Source organism: Paenibacillus tyrphae (assembly GCF_027925525.1).
GTDB classification, from domain to species: Bacteria; Bacillota; Bacilli; order Paenibacillales; family NBRC-103111; genus Paenibacillus_G; species Paenibacillus_G tyrfis_B.
This window is the reverse complement of record NZ_BSDJ01000008.1, coordinates 200329-216598: the sequence shown is the minus strand read 5'-3', so window position 1 is coordinate 216598 and position 16270 is coordinate 200329. Positions and strand designations below refer to the sequence as shown.

The following is a 16270-nucleotide window of genomic DNA, read 5'->3' as shown; positions in this document are numbered from 1 at the left end:
CGTTACGATCGAAATTATGATGAAAGAAGAGTGACATCCGGTGGCCCGATATGCCCTTCGGCGTTTGCTGAACGCCATTCCGATTCTGATTGGCATTACGATCATTTCTTTTCTCATTATCCATATGGCTCCGGGCAGTCCGATCTCCCAATATGTCGACGATCCGACGATCAAGGCCATCGATAAAGAGAATATGATCAAAGCTTATGGCTTGGATCAACCGTTATATATTCAGTATTGGAAATGGATCAGCGACCTGGCGCAAGGGGATTTCGGCACTTCGTTTCAAAAAAGCCAGCCGGTCTCGGAATTGATCTGGGACCGGCTGCCGAATACCTTGCTGCTGACGGTCACAAGCTTTGCTCTGGCTCTGGCCATAGCGATTCCACTCGGCATTTTGTGCGCGGTTAAAGCGAATTCGCGCCTCGATCAGTTCGTGTCCGGCATTACGTTCGTCGGCATTTCGCTGCCCGGGTTTTGGCTCGGTCTCCTGTTGATGATGTTCTTTGCCGTGCGGCTCGGTTGGCTGCCGTCGGGCGGCCTACAGACGATCAATGCGTCGTCTGGCTTCGGGGACCGGGTGCTTCATCTGATTTTGCCGGTGTTTACGATTGCATGCTCCGAGGTGGCGGTCTGGATCCGGTATGTTCGCTCCAGCATGCTGGAGGTTATCAATCAGGATTACATGCGCACGGCCAAAGCCAAAGGGCTGCGGGGCGGACGGATATTGACCATGCACGGCCTGCGCAACGGACTGATTCCGCTGGCAACACTGTTCGGGCTATCGCTGCCCGGCTTCTTCGCGGGCTCCGTTATTGTCGAGACGATCTTCAGCATTCCCGGAATCGGCCGGCTGTTCACGGAAGCGGCTTTCCAGAGGGATTATCCGGTCATCTTCGCCGTTACGACAATGACTGCATTTCTCTATGTCTTCGGCAGCATATTGGCCGACCTATCTTATGCGATCCTGGATCCCCGGGTCAGCTACAGCAAAAGCGAGGCGAAGGTATAATCCATGAATGAAGCCGTAACTACGAATAAGGCCCAGCTTCCTGCGGCCGCCGCCAAACCGAAACGCCGGGCTTGGGAACGATTCAAGGCTAACCGGCTGGCATTTGTCAGCCTGTGGATTATGGCGGTACTTATCGTTCTCGCTCTGTTTGCGCCCGTTATAGCGCTTCATGATCCCGCGGAACAGGATCTGATGAGCCGTTTGAAGCCCCCTAGCGCCGCACATTGGTTCGGGACCGACGATTTGGGGCGGGATTTGTTCAGCCGGGTGCTGTATGGCGCCCGGGTATCGCTCTCCGTCGCGATTTTTTCCGTTATCCTTAACCTGCTGATCGGGATTACCGTAGGCTCGCTAGCCGGTTATTACGGCGGGAAAGTCGACAGCTTTCTGATGCGGATCGTCGATATTTTGCTATCGTTTCCGACCTTCTTCGTTCTGATCACGGTCGTTACCGTCCTGAAGCCGAGCTTATTCAATATTATTGTCGTGTTCGTCGCCTTCGGTTGGATGTCCAAGGCGAGGCTGCTGCGAGGGCAAATCCTTTCGGTCAAAAACCGCGAGTTCGTCGATGCGGCGCGGACGATCGGCATGTCGGATTTCCGGATTATTTTCGTGCATATTTTGCCTAACGCCATAGCCCCGGTCATTGTCTCCGCGACACTGCAGATGGGCAGCATGATTTTGACAGAGTCCAGCCTCAGCTTCCTCGGTCTGGGGATTCAGCCGCCTACCGCGAGCTGGGGGAACTTGCTGCAAAGCGCTCAAAGCTTGACGATTTTGAACAATGCGCCTTGGTATCCGTTCATCCCCGGCTTTATGATCTTTCTGACGATCATGTGCTTCAACTTCATCGGCGACGGGTTACGCAGCGCCTTCGATTCGAAATGATGACTCATTAAAAGAGCCTTCCATTTTCCGATGGAATGGCTCTTTTAATGAATCTGATGATTCAACGAAACGTTTTAACGAGATACTTCACGGTTTAACATATGACGAGTTTTTTCAATTTTTGTCATGAGGTACTTATGGTTGTGAACACTTTCATTTACCCATAGAGGCTCATACCGTACTTCTTCAAACCCGTAACGACGAGCGGCTTCAATCTTGCTTGGGTTGTTAGTAAGAAAAGTAATCGTTCCCTCCCTTCTCAGGTGTTTTAATATGCAAAGTGCTTCGTCATAGCTTCGACAATCTACAGGTAAACCTAGTATTTCGTTCGCTTCAACAGTATCATATCCTGATTGCTGTAAGAGATATGTCAATGCCTTATTCATAAGTCCAATTCCTCTGCCTTCATGGTTTGCGAGATAAAAAAGTATACCGGAACCATGTTCTACGATTCGTTCCATACTTGCCCGCAGTTGATTACCGCAATCACATTTCTGGCTCCCAAAAATATCCCCTGTATGACATATGCTATGTAATCTTACGAAGATATTATTTTCGGTTAAAGATCCAAACGTAAGTACTGAAGAAACCTGACTATTTTCCATGCGCCTATCTAATAAATATTTAATTTGAGCGTCTTTTTGGTCAATATGTTCGGGTGTTTTTATCCATGAATACCACCGAAACATTCTTACTTGGCTGTTTACGTCGCAAGGTAAATCAACTGGACCTACTAAGTAGAGATACTCTCTGTTAAAAACAATTGACTGGATAGCCGGGACAAGTTCTTTATTGAGCGTTAATTTGTCCATTTTCCTTCACCTCATCCAATGTAAATTTCTTCATATTGACCCCTTTAAAGGAGTAGAGGACAAGGAAAGACAGTAGCAACAAGAAACTGATAAAATAATACCCATAGATAATACTTCCATTCGAGATCATACCACCTAAAATAGCAGTTAATATGACTCTGGTTAATGTACTTATTGAGTTGAAAATGGTATTAATTCTACCAATCAAATGATTTGGAATAGTGTCCAAAAGTACATTCTTTCGCAATACTCTTGTTGATGCATTACTAATGCCTGATAATATTCGGGTCGATAAAAATACAAGCGTCATTGGAAATAAAGGAATAAGCAAAATACTGATGAAAAAGAAAAAATTCGTTATTTTGACGGCAGTATACACACTTATTTTTCTTAACAGATACAAAGGTACCATACCGCCTATAATTGCGCCTATGGCATATAACATACTAGAGATTCCTTGTATACTCGGATCTTGTAATAAAAATTTGTAAATAAATAGCGGATTCAAGTAATTTCCTGTTAAAACAATAATACTGGGAAACAAAGTAAGAAAGAGGAATGTCATTAATTTTTTGTTAGTTGTAATAAAGGACAAAGAATACTTGAAATCTAAAATAACTTTTTTTATCACATTACGCTCTGTCACAGCAAGATCTTCCGGTCTATCCATATTTCCATTTGGCAGTTTCATGTACAAAATAATTGCAATCACAGAGGTTGCTATATCAAACAATAACAAGTAGGTTATGGAAATTTTCCCTACCAATAAAGCAGTTAGACCTGCACATAACATTAAAGCAGCTTGGCCTTGAACTTCTAAAATACTATTCACTTTGTTATAAGACTCTTTTGTAAATATATTTTGCGTCCATGCGGTTATCGTAGAATATTTAAATCCATCGTAGATAGCTCCGACAAATATTATTAGAAGCAAATAACTGACGTGAATTTCACCTTGGAGCATTGAGGAAATACATGCTGCCATTATTGTAAGGATGTTGGCGATTTCAATCCATATAATAATTTTTTTTTTGGAGTTGTTGTCGATAACGCTCCCTACATAGGGGGTAAACAAAAACATAAACACCATGACCCCGATACTGACATACATAAATATCTGGTCTCCTTTTTTTTGGTTAATTAGCAACCAAGGAATTAAAAAGGAGGAAAGTCCAGACCCTAAGGAAGTCACCAGATTAGCTATCGCAAGATACGTTATATCTTTATTTTTCACATGTAAGTCCTTTCGATCATTTCTAAGGAACAAATATTAAAAAATGATTGGACAAGCTAAATATACTTTTCTCGTACTTTAACCGGGGTTCCGTCAACAAGCCGATACATATAAATAAATCCCCCGTTACCTCCAGCCAATAGAATATCATACCCGTCCGTTACTTCGATTGCGTGGATTGCTAATGGAAAATCTATAAATGCTTCATCGACCCCTATCATATCTGTATTATCATACTTATAGCAGCCTAGTTGCCTCCCGAAACTACCTACATAAACATTATTACCAATCTTTATTCCATCTTCTTTTGTATTGACTAGGCCAACGAATTGTTTCTTTATAGCATAACTTTCAGGATCTAATTCAACAAATCCAAAGCTTCCGCCGGAAACAAATATTCCACTATTCGTTATTTTTATGTTTTTTGGGTAGCTTCCTAAATCAATGATATGTTTTTCTTCAAATGTATTCTCGTCTAAAACATTTAAGTGCCCATTTTTATTAGCCGCCAAGATGTTATTTTTATGGTAAGCGACAGCGTATACAGGCGATTCATAGCACCTTTCTCGAATAAATGTACCATCCTCAAGCGAAACTTCTAGGATTACTCCGTTGTCCAACCCAACCAAGGATTTCCCACTTTTTTCATTGACAGCAAGGTTTTTTGGCAGAGCTGACAAATATTTCGTCCATAATATCTCGCCTGTATGATCTACTTTGAATAAAGTTTTTTGTCTTGTTAAGGCAACAAAGGAGTAATCAGAGAGCGGCTTTACCTTGAAAATCATTCCAAAATTGTACCTATAGTCTTGAATAACATCTAATCCTACACTATTAAATGCTTGATCTATTACCTTAACAACTTTTATTCCCGTTCCCGTTGGAATAAATAAATCATTGTTTTTCTTCCCGGGTACAGGTTCAAATGCCCATACACAACTATATGGGAAATTATATTCAACAACAGTATTTCCGTGTTTATCCACTTTAAGTAATTCACCAGATTGTAGAAGGACAATTAAATCATCATTGTCTAGAATTGTCATATAGGTTATTTGATCATTAAAAGGCCCGATAACCTTTACTAGTTTCAGTGCCACATTGTTTTCAAAAACATAAATATGTCCGTCAAAGCCACCTGCGTAAACATATTGATAATCAGAAGTAAACTGTATGAATTCAACGTCATCTGTTGTAAAATGATTAGTTGCCTGTACCTCTCCTTTAGTATTTATTGTAACAAGTCCGCATGCACTACGTTTTTTTGCTCCATCATGCATCCCATAATCTTGAGTAGCGATAAACCGATTATTTTTTTTATCATACCTAACAATGTGCACGCTTCCATTATCAACTTGAACTGTAATAGGGAAAGCATTAGTTTCCAAATTCCCTAGGTGTAGCATTCCACAAGTTTCTGAAATAACGTGCAATTCAGGATTTTCGACATTGATACAGTCTACAAATGAATTTGGAGAAAACGCGGGATGTATTTCTTCGCAATCGAAAGTAGTCGCATCAATCTTAATAAAATGGCCATACCCATTCGTTGCATAGACTTTCCCGTTATATAATCCGATTCCTCTAGCGTTGCTTAGTGAAGCCTCTTCGTCTTCTTGGACCCATTCATTTCTTTTCAAAGTATAATCATCATGGTAATCTAGTGGAAGCAATGTTTTAATATCCCATTTTCCGATGGCTCCTAAACTGTTCCGTGTAAATATGTAGTTTTCATCAAATGTAAATCCAGTTATTTTTTTTCGATAAGTAGACGTTTTAGAAGATTTGACGAGGTTTAAATTTTTATCTAGTATATGCACTCTTCCAGCAATATCAGAGGCAATAATTGCATCGATATATGTGTTATATTCAATTTTTGAGAATCTGTCTATCATTTATAAAAACCTCCACATTATAAAATAGTATTAAAGAGGGAGCAAGGGAGAACATTCCTAGCCCCCTCTTTAATCATTTACTGATAACTACTTTTCTTCCGGAACACTTCCACGTACAGGTTTAGTTAATGTAGAACGCTTCATGTATTTCACCTCCTCGCAAATAAATTATGTATAGACAAGGCATAAGCCTCGACTATCTAAGGAATGAATACAGAGTTGCTAATTAATCCAGGGTAGTCATAGTGTTAGTTTTTAAATTTCCTATTAAAGACGAATCCTCGGTTATATCAGTGATAGTCAACCGATTATCCCAACCTCCTGTAACAAGCTGATCATCTACGGTGGTAACCAATGCAGCTACGCCCAAGGTGTGGGTATCAATTGTTTTTACTAGATTTCCACTTTGAGAATCCCAAATCTTAACATTAGTATCGTAAGAACCGGTTATGATGTACTTATCACTTCGGGACCAACTGACTGATTTAATCGATTTTCTATGCGCATGATCTACGAATACTTCGCTACGCATTCTATCAATATGGTGAATCATAATTGTTTTATCTCTTGAGACGGTTACTAATCGGGAACCATCAGAAGACCAGGCTAATTGGTTTATTAAGGCCTGATGTCCTTTAAAAACTCCTTTTAAGCAAAATTCTATTCCATCGTATAAGTAAACAACTCTGCTATTATGTGCGATCGCGATAAGGTTGTGATAATGGTTCCAACTAATACTTTTAATTACACTGCCATCTGAAATTATTTCTTTTAAAATATTTCCTGTATTGAGATCCCAGACCCGAGCAATGCCATCATACCCACCGGTTATAATGATATTACTCGTTTTATTCCAAGCTACAGTATTAACTACTCCGCGGTGTCCAACGAATACTTTTTCTAATTCAAGTGTTTCAAAATTTGTTACTGCCACAGTTTCATCGTAAGAAGTAGTTGCAATATATTTTCCATTTGGCGAAAATTTAATTCCTTGAATGATGCTGTCATGAACTTTTTCATGGAACAACCACTTATTGCTTTTTAGATCTAATACTTTCAAAATGCTATCGTCTCCACCATATGCAAGGAATTGTTCAAAAGAATCTATTGAGTTAATTCCTTTAGTATCTACTGCGCCTGTTGCGATTTCAGTAGCTTCTTTCAAGTCAAAAGCAAAAAAGGTTGAACGAAATGAGCCGGAAATAAGTAATCGATTGTCAGGAGAGATGGCTATGGAATTCTCCCACTTGTTGCTTGCACCAATATCATGAATGAGATCTAGACTTGGATATTTGAATACTTTTATCTTCCTGTCATAACCTCCGGTTGCAATTAATGTTTCATCATGGGATACGTATACTGTCTTAATGGGAGCATCATGAATTATTTTGCTGTTTACTATCTCTCCACTAAGAATATCTAAGAAAATCAGTCTACAATCATCTCCGGCAACGATGAGATTCTTTTCATCATTTATTAAAGCAATGCTGTTTAAATCTTTCTCCGTCTGAACTTCCCATTCTTTGTTTCCTTGGTCCAGATTGTACTTAATCACCCGTCCATCATTACTTACTGTGAATACATACTTTCCATCCTTAGTTAATATACTATCATTGACATAATGAGAATGATCTTTGAAAGTATAGATAGGTATTCCTTTATTTAAATCCCATATAATACAGGTTTTATCGAATGAAGTTGTAGAAGCGAGGTGGTGTATTTCGGATATTCTTATACTTAAGAGATCATCTGTGTGTTCTTTTAATACATTCAGAATTTCTCCATTTTGTGGATTCCATATAATTGCTGAAGCATCTGCACTAGCAGAAGCTATCCAATTATCGTTCTCCGACCAAGATACTTTTTCAACAAGGTCTGTATGTTTTTCGAAAGAAAATAGCAATTCAAAAGATTCCGTCAACCAGATTTTTATGGTGTTATCATATCCGGCAGTTGCGATATACTTCCCGTTATTGGAAATGCTTACTCCCCTTATTGGAGATATGTGCTGCATCTTTACATTTTTCGTCAACACTTTTTTCACGTGGAGTCCTCCCTAAAATTTCATATAAATCATCAGTATCGATCTTAGAACATTCGAAATATTTAGAGTTAATAGAATTTATTTTTACAATTATTTCCGAGTTGAAACAAATGCCTCTTGATAAATCTGGGGTTGATTTACGATTGATCCTTCCATTTTTAGGAAGGCCTAAGTCGACATAATAGAACTCGTTATCCGCTGAAAGTAATTTAACAAATACATAATCGTTGGGGTTAAAATATGAATCAATGTTGTAAAGAGATCGTGATAATTCATTTACCTCGAAACAACCTTTTCTAATTACAATTCTAAATCCTCTAAAAAAGCTAGGAAGGTTACCATGTCTCCTGGTACACATAGCTAAATCCATTTGATGTTCGCAAGTCCCTCCCCTTAAAATAGGGTATCTAACAGAAAGAGCAGTTTTAATGGGATTGCTTTTATACGGGTAATGAAGACTTTTGGTTAATTCTTCAACACCTCCTCCCATTGCTTTTACCGAGAAGTAAGAACTATTTATAGTATTATCATTTATAGGTAAGGGATAGTTGTACCCGCTTTCGGATGTGTTAGATATATTAGTATTTGGATCATTCCCCCAAGGGAAAATTCTATCATCGTAACCTTTAGCTGCTTTTTCCCATTCAAATTCATAAGGCAAATCTAGTATGTATTCTGAATTCTCAGTCAAAATGTTACAAAACAGCTTCGCTTCCGATAAATTTATTGGAAATGCGGGGGTATTATGATCAAATTTATTGATATTTGCAAGTAGATCCGAATTAAATTTAGAATGTAGATTTGTTGTTTCCAAAAATGATTTTATTGCTCCTATTGTTACCGGATTTTCCGATATGTAGAATTCTGGTAAGTACACGTTTTCTTGTCCAATCTCTTTTAATAACCAGTCAAAATAAATATTGTACTTATTAGATAGATGAAGTACTTCTTCGGGGGTGTAATTAAAGCCGAAGTTAAATTTACCTTCTTCGATTTTTATAAACTTCATTCTTTTTAATAAATTGGCTATCAAGATTTCACACCTCGCCAAAGTTAGTGTTGCCCAGTTTAAAAATATTTCAAGGGAAATCGAGTTCATTATTTACTATTTACTACATAGTGAGAAAAAATATCTCGGGTTTAACTGATTTTACTTAAAGAAAAAAATATCTGGATCTCGACGATATAAATGAGTCTGCGAAAAAATTCTTTCCTGAAAAATAAGAAAATAAAGAATATCCAATTATTAGGAAAATAAATGCAAACCAGTAAGTTATTTTGTGATTCTTGGCATTTTGTGAGAAGTAGGAGCTTGCTTAGAAATCAGGATTATATCACTTGGAGTTGTTTGTGAAAGTTATGGTTGAGGATTGGTTGAACATATTATTGTTTATTTTCGTTAAAAATACTTGAAAAGATCAACAAGGCGACTGTGAAAATTATCGTTGTTGACTACATAAAACAAGGGAAGGATTGTAGTACAGATGCTACATATTGTTGTAGTATTTATACTACAGAAAGGTAGCTTTCTTGTATGTAATAATGTGTTAAAACAATGCAATCATTAATTACTATCACTAAAATAAGATTCAGTAAATATTCGTTTTTTTGTAAGTTTATTGTTATTATAAACATTAATGGAATAAAATTCAATATTAAATTATTGCATATTCTAAAAAATAGCGTTTTGTATTGTTAAAATGATGATGACTATTATTTAGCTGATTATTTAAGTCGCTTTCTCACACGGATCATCCAACCCTTTCCGAGCATTTAAGTACCGATTCACGATCAGTTTCATATTAAAACCGAAGCTTAACTTCATCGGCGATGGATAGGGCAGTGCCTTTGGTTCCAAACAAAAAAACGTAAAAAAAAGAAGCCGTTCCGGAAATTGGAGGAGCAGCTTCTTCTCTTGAATACTATCTTTTGTCTTGCGTCAACTGAGTCAATTCAATAAAATCATGCTCTTGGCTGTAGGCCGGTACGCCGTGGATTCCGACATCCAGACCGACAAGCTCTTCATCCCGGCTGACGCGGATAGGAACGAATCGGTTAATCAGCTTGAAAGCGATCCAAGTTGTCGCGAACCCCCAAATCATGACGGTCACTAGTCCAAGGGCTTGAACGCCAAGCAGCGAAAACCCTCCTCCGTAAAACAAGCCGCTGTAGCCTTGCCCTACCTTCCCGGCCAGCTCCGGTTGCGCGAACAAGCCGACGGCCAGCGTTCCGAGACTTCCGCTGACGCCGTGGACGGCAAACGCTCCGACGGGATCGTCGATTCGTTTGGATTCTAGAAATTCCGTTGCGAACACCATCGCGATGCCGCAAACGGCGCCGATCAGAATCGCCGCCTCGTCACTGACGAAGGCGCAGCCAGCGGTGATGCCGACCAGTCCGGCCAGCGAGCCGTTGATGACCATCGGCGGGTCCGATTTGCGATAACGCAGCATCGTAAACAAGATGCAAGTCGCTCCACCCGAGGCAGCCGCAAGCATTGTCGTTACCGCGATATGTCCGATGGACCCGTTGGTCGCGCTGAGCGTGCTGCCCGAGTTGAAGCCGAACCATCCGAACCAAAGGATGAAGGCTCCGACCGATGCAAGGGGAAGATTGGAAGGAGGGACAATGTTAGCTGTGCCGTTTTCCGCAAATTTGCCGATTCGCGGTCCGATGACGATGGCGGCCGCCAGAGCGGCAAAGCCTCCGAGGGCGTGGATGACCGCCGAGCCCGCAAAGTCGATCATCCCGAGACTGCCAAGCCAACCGCCTACTGCCCAAATCCAATGTCCGGCAACCGGATAAATTAAGCCAGTCATGGCAATGGTGAACAAAATATAGGCATGGAAATTGATTCGTTCGGCTACCGCACCGGAAACGATCGAAATGACGGCGATGACGAACGCACATTGAAACAGCCAATACGTATCATGCGTGATGGTGAGGTTAATGTGTGTCAAGTCTCCTCCCATCATAAAGCCAGTCGTTCCGATGAGCCCACCGGCATCTTTTCCGTACATCAGCGCAAAGCCAAAGAAGAAAAAGATTAAGGCCCCAAACGTAATGTCGACAAAGACTTTCATGATGATGCTGACGGCATTCTTTTGCCGTACGAATCCTGCCTCCAGCAAGGCAAAGCCGCCTTCCATCAGCAGGATCATCGCAGCGCTAAGAACAACCCAAATTGTATCTAATCCGCTCGCGAGCGTATTCAAATTCATCGAGGCTATCTCCTTTCAGAAAGCGCTTAATAACGTATAAAGTGATTATTTTGCTTATCATTATACGATTCGTGTGGAAATTATGTCAACGAACTACGTAAGATATTCTTACATAATATGATTAATATTCGTGTATTTAACGTAAGAATTTCTTGTATTCTCCTTGATGGGCATAATTTTACTTGCGCCGGCGCATGCTAAGCGTGATTTTGTTGATCCGATCATTATTTTGGAGGAGATGTCGATGATTCCTTTAGATTCGACTTTGCAAGGACGGGAAGAGCCTTTCGAGCAAGTGCGAAGCTATTTGCATGAGCATGAATTCGCTTTGGGCGGCAACTGGGATTATGAACACGGTTCCTTCGACCGCTATTTGGATGAAGGCCATAAAGTATGGCTGCGCATTCCGTTTGAGGTTACGCGCGGCGTACTGGACGGAGATACGGAATCGACTGACGCCATCGTCCGAATCGGTACCCCGTTCGTGCTCAAGCATGTCTATAACGAGGGGTTGGATCAAGAGGCCCATGCTCGGACCTATGGAGCGTTAATGGATCAGTTTCAGGAGCCGCTCGATAAAGACGGCGCCGTGGAGGACAAGTGGGTGGACCGGGCGGCTTCGCTGCTGCGGGAGATTGAGAGAGGGTATCCGAGGTAACAACCCCCTAAAGGCGATCAACCCCCTAAATCCCCCTTTGTAAGGGGGACCCCAGGGGTTTCGCCCCCTGGACGACGAAAGGTTGCCAGGGGAGGGGAGCGTCGCTATAATCGGATCGCTGGTGCAAGGATCGCGACTGTCCGCGACCGACCAGCCTGACGGCGGTCGAGTGGCGTCCTCGCTTCCATGCGGCGCACCAGCATTAGCGATACGTCGAGCAAGGACCGCGATTGTCCGCTACCGACCAGCCTAACGGCGGTCGAGTCACGTCTTCGCTTCCAGTCAGCGCACAGCTGCGCGGGACTTTGCCGCGCCAAAATGTAAGCGTATCCGGCGAGCCGGATAAACGCGTTCCTTCATCTATAGTAACAAAAATGCGGCGTACTCACTCTTAAGACAACCTTGCGGGTCCAGGGGCGCAGCACCTGGGGTCCCCCTTACTAAGGGGGATTTAGGGGGTTGTTTATTTTACCTCCATTTTATTTTTCTTTAAGGTTTCTTTAAGGTTGCGAGTGCAATATAAAGACAAGAACAGCAAGGCTAGAAAGCAATCATCCTGAAGCCTTATACGAAATGGAGGTTTTTCTGATGGATCACAACAATAACAATAATAACAACAACGTAAACGATCTTTATCGTCGCCCGAACGACGAGTTGAAGCATAGCGAGTCTGACGGGGATAACCGGCAAACGGCCGGTGGAGAGGAAACGGCTGCGAGCCGTGAGCAAAGCTCTCATTACTTTTCCTACGGTCCTTACAAATCCGGCACCTCGGATACGACGGTCAGCGACAGTCAAGGCTCCGCTCCGGTGGAAGTAACGCCGCCGAAGCCGCTGCGCCCGTACGGTTTTAATTCCGGGGAGCAGCAGCAAGGCCCGATGGGGAATTGGCAGCTCGGCGCAGCACCGAAGAAGTCGAGCGGATTCCGCAGCATGTTTGCTGCATTTATGGCCGGTGTGGTGGTGGTCGGTACGCTAATGTTCGCCTCGGATAAAATGAACCTGTTTACCGGCGCTCAAGGCGTGATGACCGGAAACAGCAACCAGAGCTCGGCGGGTGCACCGCCGGCAAACAATAGTGGAAGCGTGAAGCCTTCTTCGCTCGATCTGGCCCGTCCGACCAACATTTCGGGGATCGTGCAGCAGGCAAGTCCGGCGGTCGTCAAGATCGAGACGAAAGTCAAGGCGAAAAGTACCGGACGTTCCGGCAATCCGCTGTACGACGACCCGTTCTTCCGCCAATTTTTCGGCGACGATTTCGGCGGCAGTCAGCAGCAGCCGAAAAGCAACGACGGCCAATTGCAGCCCGGCGGGATGGGGACCGGCTTTATTTTCGAGAAAACCGGCTACATCTTGACCAACGAACACGTAATTGACGGCGCGGACGAAATCAACGTGTACCTCCAAGGCAAAGATCAGCCATATAAAGCCCAATTGCTTGGCAACAGCTATGATCTCGACTTGGCCGCACTGAAGATCGAGCCGCAAAAAGGCGAAGAATTCCCGACGCTTCCGATCGGTAGCGCAGACAACTTGAACGTGGGCGACTGGGTCGTGGCTATCGGGAACCCGTACGGCTTCGACCATACGGTAACCGTCGGGGTGCTGAGCGCCAAAGAGCGTCCGATCGATATCCCGGATAAGAACGGTACGCGCCAATACAAGCATTTGCTGCAAACCGACGCTTCGATCAACCCGGGGAACTCCGGCGGTCCGCTGCTGAATCTGAATGGCGAGGTCATCGGCATCAATACGGCCGTCAGTGCGCAAGCACAGGGCATCGGCTTCGCGATTCCGACAAGCACGATATCTGCGGTGCTGGATAACCTGAAAAACAACGTGAAAATTCCAAAAGAGCCGGTTCCATATATCGGCATAGCGATGAAACCGATTGACAAGGAATGGGTTTCCGAACTGAAGCTTGAAAATACCGACGGGGCCTTGGTCGATCAAGTCGACCGCAAAAGCCCGGCTTTCAAAGCAGGTATCCGTCCTTACGACGTGATCACCGAGGTCAACGGAGCTAAGGTTAAAAGCACTAGCGACGTCAGCATGGGCATCAAAAAATTAAAAGTCGGCGATAAAGCAACGATTGGCGTCATGCGTGACGGCAAAAAGCTCAACATCGATGTAACCATCGGCGATCGCAACACGATCGACTCACAGAAGCAGCAATAATGCGATAATGAAAAAAGAAGCAGAGCGGAAGAATGAGAAAGCTCCGCTTCTTTTTTTTGCAAACCACATTATTTTGGTACAATAGAAGTAAAGAAGGGCGGGTGGATATGATTTTATGAGAGAGAAAATACTAGTGATTGACGACGATGAAAAAATCACGTCCATGCTGCGCCGAAGCTTGGCATTTGAAGGATACACCGTATTTACGGCGAACCATGGGATGGACGGCTTAAAGCAAATTCTTGAGAACGAGCCGGATACGGTCGTTCTGGATGTGATGATGCCGCAGCTCGACGGCTGGGAAGTCGTGCGCCGTATCCGCGAAGGGGGCTCGGACGTACCGGTGCTCATGCTAACGGCCAAGGATGAGGTGTCCGACCGGGTGAAGGGGCTCGATCTGGGCGCGGACGACTATCTTGTGAAGCCGTTTGCATTGGAGGAGCTGCTTGCCCGGGTGCGCGTGCTGCTGCGCCGCAAGGCGGCGGACAAAACGGAGCAGCCTTCCAACAAGCTGCAGTACCAGGACACTTTTATGGATCTGGATACGCGCGAAGTGTACCGCGGCGGGCAGCTCATCGAGCTCACGACTAAGGAATTCGAGCTGCTGCATCTGTTTTTGCAGAATCCGAGAAGGGTGCTTTCACGGGACGTTATTATGGAGAAAATTTGGGGCTACGATTACAGCGGGGAATCGAACGTGCTGGAGGTTTATATCGCTCTCTTACGGCAAAAAACGGAGGAGCATGGGCACAAACGGATGATTCAGACCGTTCGCGGCGCCGGTTATGTGTTGAGAGGGGAAGGCTGACATGTCGATCCGCTTGCGCCTGACCCTTTGGTATACGGCGATATTATCCGCAACCCTGCTGCTGCTGGGGCTGGGACTTTACTTCTTTTTGCATTATTTTTACTACGATAACTTAAAGTCCGAAATCCAGCAGCAAGCCGGGGGCGTAGCCTCCCGCATCAAGCCTCAGATCATAAACGGGGAATATGTTCTGATTCCGAACATTCGCGACTTGCCGAAAACGAACAATGTCTTTTACCAGGTGACAAGTTTGAGTACGAGACAGGTCGTCGAGTTGCCCGACGCGGAACAGACGGGGATCAAAATTCCCGATGTGACCGACGATAAGATTCAATGCATACTGAAAGACCAGTGTCAATTCGAAAGAATGAGCATCCAGGGCTACTCGTTCATGGTATATTATGTGCCGCTCGTTCAGCAGTATACCGGCAACGTATTGGGGGTCATGCAGGCGGCTTACTCGATAGAGCAGTACGAGAGCTTGCTGGCGCTTTTGCGACTGGTTTTGACGGTGATCGGGCTGATCAGCGTACTGATCGCCGCTTCGGTCGGCTGGTTTCTCGCGCGCAAGGCTCTTCGGCCGATCGAGCAGGTCATTGCGGCCACGAACCGGATCGAAAAAGGGGTCGACCTCGACAAGCGGATCGAATACACCGGTCCGAACGATGAGATCGGCGAGCTGACGCAGACGATTAACGGCATGCTCGGACGGCTGCAGAACGCTTACACCGAGCTGGAAGAAGCCTACGGCGCGCAGCGCCGGTTCGTGTCGGATGCGTCGCACGAGCTGCGGACCCCTCTGACGACGATACGCGGTAACATGGAGCTTCTGGAAAAAATGTGGAAACAAACGGCGCTCACCTCCGGAGAGCAGGACGATGCGAAGATGGAGCTTACGCTGGAGGCGATGCACGATATTTCCGGAGAAGCGGAGCGCATGTCGCGGCTCGTGAACGACCTGCTGTCGCTGGCCCGCGCCGACGCCGGGTTCCAGATGACCAAGGGTGAAGTCGAGCTGCAGCCGCTGCTCGATGAGATCGCGCGGAAAGCGCAGCTGCTGCCGAAAACGGCCGAATGGATCGTCGGTCAGACGAAGGCGGCCGAGGGCATATACGTCTACGGCAACGAAGATTATTTAAGACAGCTGCTGTTCATTTTCCTCGAAAATGCGTTCAAGTATACGGAGCAGGGCCACGTCCGGCTCGATACCTTAAGGCACGGCGGGCAGATCGGCATCCGAATCGAGGATACGGGCATCGGGATGGACAAATCCGAGATTCCGCTTATTTTCGAGCGGTTCTACCGCGCGGACCCGTCGCGGGGCTGCAAGTCCGGAACGGGGCTGGGCCTGTCCATCGCCAAATGGATCATCGACGAGCATCAGGGCTCCGTTGAAGTCAAGACGCGGAAAGACGAAGGTACGACCTTCATCATCTGGCTGCCGATCGCAACGGAATGGAGCAGCAAGACGCCGCAAGCCTGGGATAATTCCCTCCGGCCGAGGAATCAGGTATAATGAA

General features: G+C 44.5%; 12 protein-coding genes. 6 read left to right on the top strand and 6 right to left on the bottom strand.

The features are described from left to right. Window positions 1-40 precede the first annotated feature (40 nt). Together QMG93_RS12225 and opp4C are read left to right on the top strand one after the other, a co-directional pair. On the top strand, window positions 41-1012 hold the full coding sequence (locus tag QMG93_RS12225; RefSeq protein WP_281936749.1) for an ABC transporter permease: 972 nt from the start codon (window positions 41-43) through the stop codon (window positions 1010-1012). A gap of 3 nt (window positions 1013-1015) precedes the next feature. Continuing rightward, window positions 1016-1900: an oligopeptide ABC transporter permease gene (opp4C, locus tag QMG93_RS12220; protein ID WP_281936747.1), complete on the top strand. Its 885-nt coding sequence runs from the start codon at window positions 1016-1018 to the stop codon at window positions 1898-1900. A 74-nt stretch (window positions 1901-1974) separates the two neighbouring features. Here the strand turns inward: opp4C and QMG93_RS12215 are convergent, their stop codons facing one another. From QMG93_RS12215 to QMG93_RS12190, 6 genes are all read right to left on the bottom strand, one after another. After that, a complete protein-coding gene (locus QMG93_RS12215) occupies window positions 1975-2712 on the bottom strand; it encodes a GTP cyclohydrolase II (RefSeq protein ID WP_281936745.1) in 738 nt (245 codons plus the stop codon). Then, window positions 2690-3946, bottom strand: a complete 1257-nt coding sequence (locus tag QMG93_RS12210; RefSeq protein WP_281936743.1) for an MFS transporter — start codon at window positions 3944-3946, stop codon at window positions 2690-2692. Before QMG93_RS12210 ends, QMG93_RS12215 begins: the two co-directional genes overlap by 23 nt. A 56-nt stretch (window positions 3947-4002) precedes the next feature. Then, window positions 4003-5841: a hypothetical protein gene (locus QMG93_RS12205; RefSeq protein WP_281936741.1), complete on the bottom strand. Its 1839-nt coding sequence runs from the start codon at window positions 5839-5841 to the stop codon at window positions 4003-4005. 226 nt (window positions 5842-6067) lie between these two features. Continuing rightward, window positions 6068-7885: a WD40 repeat domain-containing protein gene (locus QMG93_RS12200; protein ID WP_281936739.1), complete on the bottom strand. Its 1818-nt coding sequence runs from the start codon at window positions 7883-7885 to the stop codon at window positions 6068-6070. Continuing rightward, window positions 7812-8918 carry a formylglycine-generating enzyme family protein gene (locus QMG93_RS12195; protein WP_281936737.1) on the bottom strand — a complete coding sequence of 369 codons (1107 nt, stop codon included), beginning with the start codon at window positions 8916-8918 and terminating at the stop codon, window positions 7812-7814. The genes QMG93_RS12200 and QMG93_RS12195 overlap by 74 nt, the downstream gene beginning before the upstream one ends. Window positions 8919-9807: 889 nt before the next feature. After that, window positions 9808-11106, bottom strand: coding sequence for an ammonium transporter (locus QMG93_RS12190; protein WP_281936736.1), 1299 nt, complete (start codon window positions 11104-11106; stop codon window positions 9808-9810). A gap of 244 nt (window positions 11107-11350) precedes the next feature. On the opposite strand from QMG93_RS12190, the gene QMG93_RS12185 reads away from it, so the two are divergent. The 4 genes from QMG93_RS12185 to QMG93_RS12170 all read left to right on the top strand — a co-directional run bounded on the left by QMG93_RS12185 (window position 11351) and on the right by QMG93_RS12170 (window position 16266). Further along, on the top strand, window positions 11351-11764 hold the full coding sequence (locus QMG93_RS12185) for a YugN family protein (RefSeq protein WP_281936735.1): 414 nt from the start codon (window positions 11351-11353) through the stop codon (window positions 11762-11764). A 588-nt stretch (window positions 11765-12352) separates the two neighbouring features. Further along, entirely contained in the window at window positions 12353-13942 is a 1590-nt protein-coding gene (locus QMG93_RS12180; protein WP_281936733.1) for a S1C family serine protease, read from the top strand. Between the two features lie 115 nt (window positions 13943-14057). After that, entirely contained in the window at window positions 14058-14750 is a 693-nt protein-coding gene (locus QMG93_RS12175; protein WP_029191570.1) for a response regulator transcription factor, read from the top strand. A gap of 1 nt (window position 14751) precedes the next feature. Then, window positions 14752-16266 carry a sensor histidine kinase gene (locus tag QMG93_RS12170; RefSeq protein ID WP_281936728.1) on the top strand — a complete coding sequence of 505 codons (1515 nt, stop codon included), beginning with the start codon at window positions 14752-14754 and terminating at the stop codon, window positions 16264-16266. The last annotated feature ends 4 nt before the right edge of the window (window positions 16267-16270 follow it).